Below are 13,519 nucleotides of genomic sequence, written 5' to 3'. Positions count from 1 at the left end.
CTCACCGCCCAGAACCGTACGCACGGCGGGACGCGTGGAGTGACGGAATCGGCCACGTCGGCGCTGTCTTCAGAGAGTGCTGCGGCACGCCGCCCTGACCGACGGGTAACCGGCCGGGGGCCGTAACCGGGTCGTACAGATTCCGTGGAGATTACGGAGCCGGAACTTACTGAACCGTAAGGATTCTGTCCGACCCCTCCCCATGTGAGCGTATTTTCCGTACGTGAGCGCGGTCATACGAGAGCAATGCTCGTTTTCGCACCCCCTCCCGAACGGTCTTCCGGTGGGGTAGCTTTCACGGCGCTGTGCGGAGCGTCACTGTCGTCACTGTGGAGCGAGGAGCGGGGAGCGGGGTTTGCGCGAGTTCACCAACCCGCCGTTGGCGTCGGCACCGCCGGTCGGCGGTCTGGCCGACTGCGTGTTCGAGCATGCCCGGACGGACCCGCTGCATGTCGCACTGGGCCGCAAGGACGAGCTCGGCCAGTGGCGTGACGTGACCTCCGCCGAGTTCCGCGACGAGGTCCTCGCCCTCGCCAAGGGGCTCCTCGCCCGTGGCATCCGGTTCGGCGACCGGGTCGCGATCATGTCCCGTACCCGCTACGAGTGGACGCTGTTCGACTTCGCGCTGTGGACGATCGGCGCCCAGGTGGTGCCGGTCTACCCGACCTCGTCGGCGGAGCAGTGCTTCTGGATGCTGTACGACGCCGAGTGCACGGCCGCCGTCGTGGAGCACGAGGACCACGCGATGACGATCGCCACCGTCATCGACCGGCTGCCGCAGCTGCGCCAGCTGTGGCAGCTGGACGAGGGCGCGGTGCAGGAGCTGTACGACGCGGGCGCGCACCTCGAGGACGAGGTCGTGCACCGGCACCGGCAGGCGGTCACCCCCGAGTCGACCGCCACGATCATCTACACCTCGGGCACCACGGGCCGCCCCAAGGGCTGTGTCCTGTCGCACGGGAACTTCATGTACGAGGCGGACACGGTCGTGGCCCGCTGGGAGTCGGTGTTCCGCGCCAAGAAGGGCGAGGAGGTCTCCACCCTGCTCTTCCTGCCGCTGGCGCATGTCTTCGGCCGCATGGTGGAGGTGGCGGCGATCCGGCACGGGGTCCGCTTCGGGCACCAGCCGCAGCTGCACGCGGCGGCGCTGCTGCCCGACCTGGCCGCGTTCCGGCCGACGTTCATCCTGGCCGTGCCGTACATCTTCGAGAAGGTGTTCAACGCGGCGCGGCGCAAGGCGGAGAAGGACGGCAAGGGCGGGCCGTTCGAGAAGGCGGTCGAGATCGCGGTGAAGTACGCGGACGCCGTCGAGGCGAAGGCGTGGGGCACCGGGCCCGGTCCGTCGGCGTCGCTGCGCATGCAGCACCAGCTCTTCGACAAGCTCGTCTACGCCAAGGTGCGGACGGCGATGGGCGGCAGGATCCGCAACGCCATGTCCGGCGGCTCGGCCATGGACCGCCGGCTCGGCCTGTTCTTCGCCGGCGCGGGCGTGCAGATCTACGAGGGCTACGGCCTGACCGAGTCGACGGCGGCGGCGACCGCCAACCCGCCCGAGCACACCCGGTACGGCACCGTCGGCCAGGCCATCCCCGGCACCACCGTGCACATCGCGGACGACGGGGAGATCTGGCTGCACGGCGGAAACGTCTTCCAGGGCTACCTGAACAACCAGAAGGCCACCGACGCCACCCTGCACGACGGCTGGCTGGCCACCGGCGACCTGGGCTCCCTGGACGAGGACGGCTATCTGACCATCACCGGCCGCAAGAAGGAGATCCTGGTGACCTCCGGCGGCAAGAGCGTCTCCCCCGGCGTCCTGGAGGAGCGGGTTCGCGACCATCCGCTGGTCAACCAGTGCATCGTCGTCGGCAACGACCGCCCCTACATCGCCGCCCTGGTCACCCTCGACACCGAGGCCGTCGAGCACTGGCTGCAGATGCGCGGCAAGCCCCAGATGTCCGCGGCCCAGCTGGTGCGGGACGCCGACCTGGAGACCGAGGTGCGGCGCGCGGTGGTGGCCGCCAACACCCTGGTCTCGCAGGCCGAGTCGATCCGTACGTTCCGTATCCTCGCCCAGCCGTTCACCGAGGAACACGGCCTGCTGACCCCGTCGTTGAAGCTGAAGCGCAAGGCGATCGAGAACGCCTACGCCAACGAGGTCGAGGCCCTGTACCGGGCCTGATGCTCCGTCAACTGATGCTGACCCGGAAGATCTTGTCGGATCCGTCCGGCTCGTTGCCGTTGTTGTCGCAGTTGGTGGTGGACAGCCACAGCTGGTCGGCGCCCGGCACCTTGGTCACGGTCCGCAGCCGGCCGTAGGTTCCGACGTAGTACGCCGTCGGGGTGCCCACGCTCTCGTTGTCGCCGTTGATCGGGATGCGCCACAGCCGTTCGCCGCGCAGCGAGGCCATGTAGACGACGTTGCGGACGATGGCGATACCGCTCGGGGACGCCTCGGAGACGTTCCAGGTGGCCTTGGGGTTGGTCATCCCGGCGACCGAGCAGGTGCCCTCGCAGGTCGGCCAGCCGTAGTTGGCGCCCGGCTTGACGAGGTTGAGCTCGTCCTTGGAGCTGTTGCCGAACTCGGCCTCCCAGAGCCGCCCGCCCCGGTCGAAGGCGAGGCCCTGCGGGTTGCGGTGGCCGAGGCTGTAGACGTAGTTGCCGAACGGGTTGCCGGGGGCCGGCTTGCCGTCGGTCGTCATGCGCAGGATCTTGCCGTTGAGGGAGTTCTTGTCCTGGGCGAGGTCGGGTGTCTGGGCCTCCCCGGTGGAGACGTAGAGGTAGCCGTCGGGGCCGAAGAGGAGCCGGCCGCCGTTGTGGTAGCGGTTCTTCTTGATGCCCTGGAGCAGGATCCTGTAGTCGCTGAGCCCGGTGCCGTCGTAGGTCATGCGCACGACCCGGTTGCCCTCGTCCGCGGTGTGCATGAAGTAGACGTAGTGGTTCGTCTCCCACTTGGGGTCGACGGCGACACCGAGCAGTCCGCCTTCCCCGTTGGTGGTGACGGCGTTCGGGACGGTCCCGACCTGGGTCCGCGTGCCGTCCTTGGTCACCTTCCAGACCCGGAAGTCGTCCCGCTCGGTGACCAGCGCGGTCTTGCCGTCGGGCATCCAGTAGGTGCCCCAGGGGATGGTCCAGCCGCTGGAGAGCGTGGCGACGGAGGAGGGCACCCCGCCGTCGGTGGCACACGCCTTGGTGGTGAAGGTGACGGCGTTGCTCGGCGGGGAGACGTTCCCGGCCGCGTCCCGGGCGACGACGTCCAGGGTGTAGGGGCTGTCGCAGGCGAGACCGGTGAGCGTGGCGGTCGTGCCGCCGGTGACCGTCTTGTAGACGGTGGTCCCGCTGCGGATGTCGTACGCGGTCACCGCCCGGTCGTCGGTGGACGCGCCCCAGCCGAGGTCGGCGGTGTTGGCGGTGATGCCGGCCACGGACAGGGTGCCGGGGGCGGTGGGCGGTGTGCTGTCGCTGCTCGGCCTGGTCGTGCAGTCGACGACAGGACTGGCCGGCGAGGTGTTGCCGGCCGCGTCGCGGGCGATGACGGTGAGGTCGTAGGTGGTGTTCGGGGCGAGCCCGGTGAGGGTCTTCGAGGTCGAACTCCCGGGCGCCTCACCGATCTTGTTGCCGTGCTCGTAGAGGTCGTACGCCGTCACGCCCACGTCGTCGGTGGCTGCGCCCCACGCGAGGGTGAGCGTGTCCTCGCCGATGTCGGAGCAGGAGGGCTGGCCGGGGCGGGTGGGGGCCTGGGTGTCGGCAGCCGTACCGATGCCGACCTTGTCCAGGTTGGGGCCGCCGTTCGCGGTGGTGGCGGTGGCGCGGATCTTGTTGCTGCCCGCGGTCAGCGGGACGTTCACCGACTTCGTCGCCCAGGTGTTCCAGTCGGCGGTGGCCGGGAAGGAGACTCCGGCGGCGACGACCGTACCGTTGACGGAGATGTCCAACGGCCGGTCGGTGGCGGTGCCGTTGGCGAAGCGCAGGGCGAGCGCGGAGGTGCCGGCGGTGGCCGCGCTCACCGTGAACTCCACGTACGAGCCCTTGATGTTCGTGTAGTCGACGAAGCCGGTGCCGGTGTAGCCGGTGTGGTTGGTGGCGACGGTGCCCTGGGAGATGGCCGCGTCCTCGGCCTGGTAGTCGGTGGCCGCCCGCGCGCTCCCCGGCAGCAGGGCGACGAGGGGTAGGGCCAGGGCCAGCGGCAGGGCGCGGGCGAGCAGGGTTCTGGGGGTCATGACGGTCCTCCTCAGCCGAGCGGCCGGACGCGGATCAGCCGGGTCTCGCCCGGGCGCAGGGTCGCGCTGTAGGTGGTGGCGACGGTGCCCTTGTGGGAGCCGGACCACAGGTCGGTGACGTCCCCGGAGCCGGTGAAGCCGACCTGGGACCAGTCCACGCTCACCGTGGAGCTGCCGGAGGTGCCGGTGTTGAAGAGAGCCACGACGTACTGGCCGTCGCTCTCCTTCTTGCTCCAGACCTGCCTGACCCCGCTGTTCACGATGCGCTTCGCGGCCACCCCGTCCTGGTCGACGCCGATCAGCCGGTCGTTGGTGAGCATGGCCTTGTCGACGGTGTCGAGGTGGGTGAGGTCGGTACCGAGGAGCAGTGGGGCGGCGGCCATCGCCCAGAGGGTGAAGTGGGAGCGCCGCTGGTCGGCGGTGAGGCCCACCTGGTCGCCGTTGCCGATCTCCAGCGAGTCCAGGTCGTTCCAGCCGCCGGGTCCTGCGTACTGCTGCCAGTTCGCCGCCGTGTTGAAGCGGGCGGAGACGTGCGACCAGTCGGTGAGCGGATAGCCGCTGCCGTTGTCGCCGGGCCCGCAGTAGCACTCGACGTCGCCCTGGGTGCGCCAGCTGTTGGCCAGGGACCTCCAGGTCGGGGCGTCGGCGATCGCGAGGTTGTTGGAGAGCGCGAAGGTGATGGGGCGGCCGGTGACGCGCAGGGCCTTCGACCAGGCCTGGACATCGGGGATGTCCTGGCTGCCCACCCCGTCGATCTTCAGGTAGTCGACTCCCCAGGAGGCGAACTGCTTCGCCCAGGAGTTCACGAACTCCTGCGCGCCCGGCTTGGAGTAGTCGATGTAGTACATGTTCTTGCAGTTGTAGTTCTTCTCGGTCTTCGAGGTGTCCGCGATGTCCTTCGCGTGGTACGAGGTGCCCTCGATCGGGGTGTTGCGGGTGACGGCGTCCTTGGCGATGCCGGGGGTGACGTAGAAGCCGAACTTCAGGCCCCTGGCGTGGATGTGGTCCGCGAGGGCCTTGATGCCGTCGGGGAACTTGGCGGTGTCGACGGCCCAGCGGCCGTAGGAGTCGACGGTGAAGCCGTTCGCGTCGCACTTCTGCCAGAAGTCGTCGAGGTTGACCTGGACGAAGCCGTGGTCCTTCAGGCCGCTCGCGGCGAGCGCGTCGGCCTGGGCCTCGATCTTGGCCTGGGTGGGCCACCGGCGCACATAGCTCCAGCTGCTCCAGCCCATCGCGGGCCGCACCGCCTGGCCGTTGTCGGAGGCGGGGGCCGGGCGACCGGGGCTCAGGAGCGGCACCGCCGCCGCGGCCAGCAGTGCGGCGGCCGCCACGGTGAGGGTTCTGGTCCTGGTCACGGGCGTCCTCCGGTCACGGGTGTCGCGTAGGCCGTGCCGATCCAGGCCTCGTCGATCCGCAGTCGCTGGTAGCGGGTGGTGTCGGTGGCGGCAGCCCAGGTGGAGTCCACCTCCAGGCGGACGTACCGGGCCGTGGCGGCGGTGAGGTCGATGCCCTGGATGCCGCGCCGGCTGGGCAGCTGCCCGGACTTGACCGCGCTCCCCCAGCTGGTGCCGTCGTTGCTGACGTACACCTTGTAGTCCTTGATCCGCGCCGACTGCTCGGTGTCCGAGCGGGCGTAGGAGACCGAGTCCTCGCGCTGGTTGAGCCCGAGGTACTGCACCTTCTTGGCCGAGCCGAGGTCGAAGGTGAGGCTGACGGGCAGGGTCTTGTTGTTGTCCCAGTAGGTGAGGTAGTCGCCGTCACCGGCGGCCGGGCCCGCGTGACCGCTCGCCGACGCGCTCGCGCTCACCCTGACGCCGGTGAGGATGCCCTGGCGACCGGCTGTGACGACCTTGAAGACGGTGTCGTACGGGTCCCAGTCGCCGAGCCCGGTCAGGGTCAGCACGCCGCCGGACTGCGACCACGAAACCGCCTTGCCGGTGCGGAGGTTCGTCACGGAGGCGATGCGGTAGCCGTTGTCTCGGATCCGCAGGGTGCTGGTCGACGGCGGGGTAAGGACGTGGACGTACTGGCGGTCCGGGTCGTCCTTGGCGATCGTCGTCACGCCGTGCGCGCCGTCGTTCCAGAAGCCGGGCTTGAGGCCGCCGTACAGGTAGCCGCCGCCCTCGGTGCCGTGCAGGGACTCCCAGACGGGGTCCAGGTAGGAGTTCGCGAAGTTGTTGAAGGCGGCCTGGTTCGCCGGGAACTTGCCGTTGACCTGGGCGGTTTCGGCCATCAGGGCCTTCACCGAGGAGCCCGCGTTGGTGACGAGGCGGCCGAGGGTGAGCTTCCGGTCGACGGTGGGGTCGGAGCCGTCGTACCACCAGGCTCCGGTCGAGGGCAGTTTGAAGTCGGCCTCGGTCAGGCGGGGCTGGGCGGTGTAGACGGCCTGCGGGTAGTCGTAGGCCGGGGTCATCCCCGTCTTCTGCTCGTTGCTGATCATGTCCATGATCGGCGTGTCCTCGTTGTTGTTGCTGAGCGTGTATCCCGGGCGCTTCTGGTAGATCTGCTGGTAGAGGTCGTGGCTCTCCCAGTACGCGTTGTCGTTGTCGATCCAGAAGCCGCCGAGGTCGGGATAGCGGTCCATGACCTCGAAGAAGTTGTCGTAACTGAACTGCCCGAAGCCGTCGTTGGTGGTCAGGTCGATGTTCTTGCCCTTGTAGGCGGAGTAGGCGGCGGAGTCGAGCCACTCGTGGCCGCCCTCGTCGTGCCACTGGGGGTCGTTGGTCATGTAGAGGATGACCTTCATGCCCTTGGCCTTGGCGGCGGTGATCAGCTCGCCGAGGAAGTCCCGTTGGGTGGAGCAGGAGCCGGGGATCTTCGACGGCCAGGGGCGAGCGTAGCCGAGGCGGCTGTGGAAGGTGGCGAGGACCAGGTACTGGGTGTGCAGCTTCTGGGCCTCGTTCACCCAGTAGCCGGGGGTCCAGCCGCCGGCCGTGACGTCGTTCTCCCAGGCGGTGCAGCTGGTGTGGGCGGGGGCGGTGCGCAGGCCCCAGTGCAGGAAGAGGCCGCCGACGGAGTCGCGGAGGAAGTCCTGGCGGGGGTTCTCCAGGTCGAGCGGCCGCGCGGCCGTACCGCAGTCCTGGCCGCCGGAGACGCGGAGCGCGCCGCCCGAGGAGTTGTGGCTGTCCGTCAGGCAGGCACCCGTGACGTCCTGGAGGCCGATGTCGTACGGGGAGTCGCTGCCCTTCTGGGCGGTGAAACGGGTGAGGCGGAGGTCGCTCGCCGCGTTGGCGATGACCGCCGGACGGCCGTCGTTCCCGGCGAACTTCACGCTGCTGTCGGTGAACTGGACGTGGTCGGCGTTGTGCAGGTACCAGCCGTAGGCGGGCCGGGTGCCGATCGCCTTGGGGTTGTAGTCGTTCGGGTCGTTGCTCGGCACGCCGGTGGACATGGTGCCGTTGCCGCCGGGGACCGTGATGTCGACGTTGTCGAAGGTCACTCCGCTGATGCGGTGGCCGCTCTCGCCCCACAGGGTCGGGCTGAAGGAGGGGCTGCTGCCGGTGGCGGTGATGTCGTCGTAGGTGACGTCGCTGATCGATCCGACGCCGGGGCTGTTCCCGCAGCGCTTCCGGGTGCCGATCTTCTCCATGATCGGCGAGTGGACGTTCGTCATCGTGATGTCGCGGTAGTGGACGTCGGAGATCTTCGCGCCGTCCATGGAGACCATGCCGAGGCCGGACTTGCCGGCGCCGTCGATGCGGATGTTCTCGAACTGGTAGTCCGCGAAGTCACCGCAGGTCTCGGAGCCGAACATCAGGGCGTTGCAGCACTTGGCGCCCAGTGTCGAACCGCTCACCCGGACATGCCCGTTGGGCAGCTTGGCGCCGAGCGCGTAGTCGCTCTTGAAGACCAGGGCGTCGTCGTTGGCGTGGATGGTGGCGTCGGTGATCGTGACGTCGGTCGTGGAGATGACGTTCCAGCCGTCGCGGTCGCTCGCGGTGTCGATGGTCAGGTGGTCGGACATCACGTTCTTGCAGCCGTTGATCAGCGCCGCGAAGTGGCCGCCGCGGCGGAGGGTGAGGCCGTCGCCGATCCGGAGGCCGTCGCACCGGGTCAGCGAGATGATCTTGTCGGCCTCGCCGGTCTTCGGGTTGCCGGTGATGAGGTTGCCCGCGCCGTCGATGACACCCTGGCCGACGAAGCCGATGTCGGTGAGCCGGTCGCCGTAGATCATCGCGTCGTGGAAGTGGCTGTGGCCGTAGTCCTGGTAGGCGTCGTACGGGTTGGACTCGGCCTTGTCGTAGGTGTCCGCGCTGGAGCCCTGGAGGGTGGCGCCTCTGTCGAGCTGGAGCGTCACGTGGCTCTTCATGTGGATGGTGTTCTTGGACTTGTAGGTGCCGGCGGTGAAGCGGACGGTGCCGCCGCCCGCCGCGTTCGCGGCCGTGACGGCCTTGTCGATGGCGGGGGTGTCGTTGGCGGAGCCGTCGCCCTTGGCGCCGTAGTCGCGGACGTCGTAGACGGCGCCGGCACGTGGTGCGGTGGATTGCGGGACGGCGAGGGCCGCGGGGTGGGAGAGCCCGAGGACGACGGCGAGGACGAAGAGGACGGTCGCGACAGCGCTGTGCCGTGCGGTGGTGGATGTCGCGTTCATGACACTGAAGCACCTCGCAGTTGCTCGTTCATGATCAGGAAGGCCCCGAGGCCGTGGAAGTCGTTGGTGGCCCGGGTGCGGGCGACGTAGTACGCGTAGTCGCCGACGTTGGTGCCGACGGAGATGCCCGCGAGGTCGGTACGGCCGTCGGCGCCGACCGACAGCTCGGCGAGCACGCCCTGGTAGCCGCGGCGGGCGACGTCCGCGTAGTGCGGGTCGAGGTAGTGCTGCTGAGCGCCGCGCGAGAGGGCGTAGGTGAACATGCTGGAGCAGGAGGTCTCGGTCCAGTCGTCGCTCCGGCCGCCCTTGTCGATCACCTGGAACCAGCGTCCGGTCGCCGGGTCCTGGTACCGCTCCAGGGCGGCCGCCAACCTGCCGAAGATGGTGATGAGTTGCGGGCGCCGGGGCTGGTTCGCCGGGATCGCGTCCAGCACGTTGACGATCGCCATCGCGTACCAGCCGACGGCCCGGCACCAGTGCTCGGGTGCGAGCCCGGTCGCCGGATCCGCCCAACTCGCGCTCTTCGACTCGTCGTAGGCGTGCCTGAGCAGGCCGCCGGCGACCTGGAGGTGGCCGCCGTAGACGGCGAGCTGCCTGGCCGCCTCGTCGTCGGTGTACGTGCCGTCGCCGAACTCCTTGCCGTACTCGACGAGGAACGGGTTCACCATGTAGACGCCGTCCGCCCAGAGTTGATGGGCGCGGCTGCTGGTGTCGGCGTGCCAGAAGCCGCCGTCGCCGGTGCGCGGGTAGGTGTTCAGGCGGTCGCGGATCTTCTGTGCCGCCTTGCGGTAGCGGTCCTGGCCCGTCTCGTGGTGCAGGATCACCAGGAGACGGCCCGCCTGCATGCTGTCCAGGCTGTTGAAGGACTGGTCGATCGAACCGTCGCTCTTCACGAACCGGTCGACGTAGTTCTTGATGTAGGTGAGACAGCGGGCGTCGTGGGTGCGCCGGTAGGTGAGGTACTGGCCGTAGAGGTAGAGGCCGACGGGGTAGGACCAGCCGCCGATGGTGGTCGGGGTGTAGCGGGCCATGGTGGAGTCGACGACCGCGGTGGACCAGTCGGTGGCGGCGGCCGGCCTGGCCGGGGCGGCGGCCGCGGCGAGGGCGACGGCGGGCGGGGGTACGGCCGCGGGGAGTGCGGCCAGGGTGGCGGTGGTGAGCGCGACGGCCGCGAGGGCGGCTCGCAGGCGTTTCATGGTCCTCCTTCTGCTGGAGCTTCTCTGGGGACGGCGGCAGCGGAGGTCCGCCGCAGAGGGACAAGGTGGTGGTCGGGGGCGTGGTGGCAGGCCGGGTCGGTGTTGCGGGCGTCTCCGGTGAGTGCGTACGCCTGGCAGCGGCAGCCGCCGAAGTCGGTGGTGCGCAGGGCGCAGCCGCGGCAGGGCTCGCGCATCCAGGACTCGCCCCGGTAGGCGCTGAAGGCCCTGGACTCACGCCAGATCCAGGCGAGTCGACGGTCCTTGACATTGGGCGGGTCGAGGCCGGGCAGGGCGGCGGCGGCCGGGCAGGGCAGAACGGTGCCGTCGGGGGTCACGGTGAGCGAGATGCGGCCCCAGCCGCCCATGCAGGGTTTCGCCGTGCCAGTGAGCAGGTCGGCCGCGACCCAGACCAACTCCGGTTCCCCACCCAGGCGTTCGCGCCAGCCGAGCACCGTGTCGCGGGCCCGCTCGACCTGTCCTGGCAGGGGTAGCAGGGCAGCGCGGTTGCGGGCCGCCCAGCCGTGGTACTGGGTGTTCGCCAGCTCGATCCGGTCCGCGCCCCAGGCCACGCCGAGCGCGATCAGGTCCTCGACGGCGTCCAGGTTGCCCCGGTGCAGGACGACGTTCAGCCCGAAGGGCAGGCCCGCCGCCCGGATCAGCCGGGCCGCGCGTTCCTTGGCCGCGAACGAGCGGGCACCGGCGATGCGTTCGGCGGCCGTGGGCTCCGCGTGCTGCACGGACAGCTGCACCCCGCGCAGCCCGGCGCCGGCCAGTCCGGCCAGCCGCCGCTCGGTCAGCCCGACTCCGCTGGTGACGAGCTGGGTGTACAGGCCGGCGGTGTCGGCGGCGGCGACCAGTTCGGGCAGATCGCGTCTGAGCAGCGGCTCGCCACCGGACAGATGGGTCTGGACGACGCCCAGCTCACCGGCCTGCCGGAACACCTCCGCCCACTGTCCGGACGTCAACTCCACTGACCGACTGATCAGTCGGACCGGGTTCGAGCAATACCCGCAGCGCAGCGGGCAGGCATGGGTGAGCTCCGCGAGCAGCGCCCAGGGCGGTTCGACGGTGGCCGGCGGGGCCGGTCCCGTGGTGGTCATCGCAGCCACCCCTCCTTCCGTAACGCGGTCAGGAACTCCGGGACCTCAGCCGCGACCGGGGCCCCCGGGAACGCCGCGGAGAGTTCGGCGACGATCTCGGGGACCGCCCGGCTGCCGTCGCACAGCCGGAGCACGCCGCCCGCCCGGCCGTGCAGCACGACCACGCGCTCGGGCAGCAGCAACAGATCGGTGCCGCGGACCCGGTCGTGGCGCAGTACCGCCGTGCGGGCGAGCACGGGCCGCCAGGTCATGGCCCGCCTCCGTCCGGGACGTCGGCGCAGCCTGCGGTGTCCCCCCGGTCCACGGCGTCGAGCAGCGCCCACAGCGCCTCGCACTTGTAGGTGAGCGCGGCGACGGCGCGTTGCTGCTCCTCGCGGGTGCGGGCCCAGGCCAGGACCAGCGCGAGGGCCTCCGCGCCGTCCCGGGCGCCCTGGTCGACGCGGGTGCGGAAGTAGCCGAGGCCGGCCGGGTCGATCCACGGGTAGTGGTGTTCGAAGGCGGTGATGCGGGTGCGCATCAGACCGGGTGCGGACAGTTCGGTGAGGGAGGCGGCGACGGCGTCCAGTGCGGGGCGCAGGCGGCAGAAGGTGACGTACCCCTCGACCGCGAAGCGCACCCCGGGCAGGACCCGGGCGCTGTCCCAGAGCTGTTCGCGGGGGAGGCCGGCCGCTTCGCCGAGGCGAAGCCAGCGCTCGATGCCGCCCTCGCCGTCGGCGGTTCCGTCGTGGTCGCGGATGCGGCGCAGCCACGGACGGCGCAGCTCGGGCCGGTCGAGTTTGGCGAGGATCAGGGCGTCCTTGACGGGGATGTGCCGCTGGTAGTGGAAGCGGTTGGCGATCCAGCGGCGCAGTTCGGCCGGGGTCAACTCACCCCGGTGCATGCGCTGGTTGAAGGGGTGCCGGTCGTGGTAGCGGTCGGCGGTGACGGCGCGCAGCCGTTCGGTGAACTCCGGGACCGGCCAGGGGTCGGCGGCCGTCCCGGAGTCGACGACGGTGACGGCGGTGGCAGCGGTGACGGTCATGGCGGCCCGTCCGGGGCGGATCAGCGGTCGCCGAGGGCGTAGCCGGTCACTTCCAGGGCGGTCTCCACGACCTGATAACCAGGGCTTCGCCAGACCTTTTCATCCGATGTCTGCGCGGCGGCGGGTTCCGGCCGGCGGTCCTCGGAGGTGATCTCGTTCATGGGTGGGTACCTGCTTTCCTGAGGTTGGGGGGTCTCAGAGCGCAGAGAGAGGTTCTTCTTTCACAGGGATCAGCCGGAAAACCCACAGGGATGTTCACATCCCTGCACCGGGTTCAGCGATACGTCCGACGATGCGCACCAGAGTCCCCGCAGAAACCGGCCGCGGTCAATGGTCCGGACCCATAACGTCGGATGCGTTTCCGGCCAATCTCCACATGCAGCGGCTGACCCACCGGTCAGTTCCGGCGGATTCCGCGGTCAGGAATGCATCGGGGCCGGTGATCGTTGACGATGGGTGTACCACCTGTCGACAACCTTAAGGATCGAGAGCTCGTGAGCAGCAAGGTCCCCCCGAAAATCCTCAACAACGGCGTCGAGATGCCCCAGCTGGGCTTCGGCGTGTGGCAGGTGCCGGACGACGAGGCCGAGCGGGCCGTCGCCACCGCGCTGGAGGCCGGGTACCGCAGCATCGACACAGCGGCGATCTACGGCAACGAGGCGGGCACCGGCAAGGCGATCGCCGCCTCCGGCGTACCGCGTGAGGACGTCTTCGTCACCACCAAGCTCTGGAACGCCGACCACGGGTACGACGCCACGCTGCGTGCCTTCGACGCGTCGCTGGCGAAACTGGGTCTGGACTACCTGGACCTGTACCTCATCCACTGGCCGCTGCCGGCCCGGGGCAAGTACATCGACTCGTACAAGGCGTTCGAGAAGCTGCACGCCGACGGCCGCGTCAAGGCGATCGGCGTCTCCAACTTCCTCCCGGAGCACCTGGAGCGACTGATCGCGGAGACCTCGGTCATCCCTGCGGTCAACCAGATCGAGCTGCACCCGCACCTGCAGCAGCACGCGTCCCGGGAGTTCCACGGCGAGCAGGGCATCGCCACCGAGGCCTGGTCGCCACTCGGCCAGGGCAAGGGGCTGCTGGAGGTGCCGGCGATCGTCGCGATCGCACAGAAGCACAACCGCACCCCGGCCCAGATCGTGCTCCGCTGGCACATCCAGCTGGGCAACGTGGTGATCCCGAAGTCCGTGACGCCGTCCCGGATCAAGGAGAACATCGCGGTGTTCGACTTCAGCCTGGACACCGAGGACCTCGCGGCGATCAGCGCGCTCAACGAGGACCGGCGCATCGGCCCGGACCCGGCGACCTTCGACATGGGCTGAGCGAGAGCCCGGTCCACTCCGGCCGTGCCCCCGGACCCACGCCCGGACGGCCCGGAGCGG

At 69.7% G+C, this 13,519-nt stretch carries 10 protein-coding genes; 2 read left to right on the top strand and 8 right to left on the bottom strand.

Annotated elements, in window-relative coordinates:
* Positions 1-355: 355 nt before the first annotated feature.
* A complete protein-coding gene (locus ACFWPS_RS41685) occupies positions 356-2,182 on the top strand; it encodes an AMP-dependent synthetase/ligase (protein WP_383715879.1) in 1,827 nt (608 codons plus the stop codon).
* 7 nt (positions 2,183-2,189) lie between these two features.
* Here ACFWPS_RS41685 and ACFWPS_RS41680 read toward each other — a convergent pair whose 3' ends face one another.
* Genes ACFWPS_RS41680 through ACFWPS_RS41645 form a run of 8 tightly spaced genes read right to left on the bottom strand, consistent with a single transcriptional unit; the run spans position 2,190 to position 12,289 of the window.
* The gene (locus ACFWPS_RS41680) at positions 2,190-4,220 is read right to left on the bottom strand and encodes a PQQ-dependent sugar dehydrogenase (protein ID WP_383715876.1); all 2,031 of its coding nucleotides are present in this window, start codon (positions 4,218-4,220) and stop codon (positions 2,190-2,192) included.
* Between the two features lie 11 nt (positions 4,221-4,231).
* Positions 4,232-5,575 carry a glycoside hydrolase family 27 protein gene (locus ACFWPS_RS41675; protein WP_383715873.1) on the bottom strand — a complete coding sequence of 448 codons (1,344 nt, stop codon included), beginning with the start codon at positions 5,573-5,575 and terminating at the stop codon, positions 4,232-4,234.
* On the bottom strand, positions 5,572-8,811 hold the full coding sequence (locus ACFWPS_RS41670; RefSeq protein WP_383715870.1) for a glycosyl hydrolase family 28 protein: 3,240 nt from the start codon (positions 8,809-8,811) through the stop codon (positions 5,572-5,574). The genes ACFWPS_RS41675 and ACFWPS_RS41670 overlap by 4 nt, the downstream gene beginning before the upstream one ends.
* A complete protein-coding gene (locus tag ACFWPS_RS41665; RefSeq protein WP_383715868.1) occupies positions 8,808-10,007 on the bottom strand; it encodes a glycoside hydrolase family 105 protein in 1,200 nt (399 codons plus the stop codon). The genes ACFWPS_RS41670 and ACFWPS_RS41665 overlap by 4 nt, the downstream gene beginning before the upstream one ends.
* Positions 10,004-11,107 (bottom strand): pyrroloquinoline quinone biosynthesis protein PqqE, encoded by a 1,104-nt coding sequence (pqqE, locus tag ACFWPS_RS41660; protein WP_383715865.1) that lies wholly within the window; start codon positions 11,105-11,107, stop codon positions 10,004-10,006. The genes ACFWPS_RS41665 and pqqE overlap by 4 nt, the downstream gene beginning before the upstream one ends.
* A complete protein-coding gene (gene pqqD / locus ACFWPS_RS41655) occupies positions 11,104-11,358 on the bottom strand; it encodes a pyrroloquinoline quinone biosynthesis peptide chaperone PqqD (RefSeq protein ID WP_383715862.1) in 255 nt (84 codons plus the stop codon). The genes pqqE and pqqD overlap by 4 nt, the downstream gene beginning before the upstream one ends.
* Entirely contained in the window at positions 11,355-12,128 is a 774-nt protein-coding gene (pqqC, locus tag ACFWPS_RS41650; protein ID WP_383715859.1) for a pyrroloquinoline-quinone synthase PqqC, read from the bottom strand. The genes pqqD and pqqC overlap by 4 nt, the downstream gene beginning before the upstream one ends.
* 20 nt (positions 12,129-12,148) lie before the next feature.
* On the bottom strand, positions 12,149-12,289 hold the full coding sequence (locus ACFWPS_RS41645; RefSeq protein WP_383715856.1) for a pyrroloquinoline quinone precursor peptide PqqA: 141 nt from the start codon (positions 12,287-12,289) through the stop codon (positions 12,149-12,151).
* Positions 12,290-12,622: 333 nt separating this feature from the next.
* Between ACFWPS_RS41645 and ACFWPS_RS41640 the strand changes: the two genes are divergently transcribed.
* Entirely contained in the window at positions 12,623-13,459 is an 837-nt protein-coding gene (locus ACFWPS_RS41640; protein WP_383715853.1) for an aldo/keto reductase, read from the top strand.
* Positions 13,460-13,519 lie beyond the last annotated feature (60 nt).

The sequence above is a fragment of the Streptomyces sp. NPDC058457 genome (genome assembly GCF_042720695.1).
Taxonomy (GTDB): Bacteria; Actinomycetota; Actinomycetes; order Streptomycetales; family Streptomycetaceae; genus Streptomyces.
Note: the sequence above shows the minus strand (reverse complement) of the source record. Positions and strands in the feature narration are given on the sequence as shown.